Here is a 1,203-nt window from a genome sequence, read left to right as displayed (position 1 = left end):
TCTTATGGTGGTTATGCCGAGGGTGTTCACCTCTTCCCATTCCGAACAGAGAAGTTAAGCCCCTCATGGCCGATGGTACTGCAATATCATGCGGGAGAGTAGGTAGCTGCCATACTTATTAAGAGAAGCCTTGGTGCGTTTGCACTAAGGCTTTTTCTTTCTTTAAGAGTAGACGCATCTGCTAAAGAGCAGATAATTTCATAAAGCGTCAGTACATTTTTACTCTAAAGCAATGATCCTCACACGGATTATAAAATTACACTCAGCCATAAGGTTGAAAACAATTTGAAATAAGATTGAAAAATAGTTTGAGAGAAAACTCAAATAGTTTTGTTTGCGAATGATAAAGGGCATATCTTTGCCATCCGCTTCAAAAAAGCTAGTGTTCTTTGTAAAATAGGGGTTTGATTATCGGAGATATTAATAGCACTTTCCCAATAGACAAGTCATTGATACTAAGATAATTAAAGATGCAAAATACTTCAAGAAAGTTTTGGTGATTAAATATAAGATCACTACCTTTGCAACCCCAACACAAACAATACAATACAGAGTATAAGTTCTTATAATAATAACAAGAAGATGTTTGACTAAAGAGTCACAGGGATCAGATCTCACACATCATCAATAATCGCACAAATGAAAGCTCGTAAGAGCAGTCAGTGGTTAAAAGTTCTTTGACATATTGGGAAATGCAAGTTGTATTCAAGATAGTAATATCTAAATACTAAATTTTTTAAAGCGAATAAGAGCGCATGGTGGATGCCTAGGATCTAAGAGGCGACGAAGGACGTGGTAAGCTGCGATAAGCTACGGGGAGATGCAAACGATCGTTACATCCGTAGATTTCCGAATGGGACAACCCAGTACACTGAAGGTGTATTACCCGCAAGGGGGCCAACGCAGGGAACTGAAACATCTAAGTACCTGCAGGAAAAGAAAATAAATAATGATTCCCTAAGTAGTGGCGAGCGAACGGGGAAGAGCCCAAACCGGATCGAAGCAATTCTGTCCGGGGTTGTAGGACTACTTTTAGAAAGTCAGATCAAGTTGAATCATCTGGAAAGATGAGCCGTAGCAGGTGATAGCCCTGTAGACAGAAATTCTGATGGACGTGTAGTATCCTGAGTAGTGCGGGACCGGAGGAATCCTGTATGAAACTGCCAGCACCATCTGGTAAGGCTAAATACTCCTTAGATACCG

At 40.2% G+C, this 1,203-nt stretch carries 2 rRNA genes; both read left to right on the top strand.

The features are described from left to right. Positions 1-3: 3 nt before the first annotated feature. Positions 4-115, top strand: a 5S ribosomal RNA gene (gene rrf, locus ACLHR0_RS31620). 620 nt (positions 116-735) lie between these two features. Next, positions 736-1,203, top strand: a 23S ribosomal RNA gene (locus ACLHR0_RS31615); the annotation flags it as partial.

The organism is Chitinophaga sp. ARDCPP14 (assembly GCF_051362515.1).
In the GTDB taxonomy this organism is placed as follows: Bacteria; Bacteroidota; Bacteroidia; order Chitinophagales; family Chitinophagaceae; genus Chitinophaga.
This window is presented reverse-complemented; position numbering and strand designations above follow the sequence as displayed.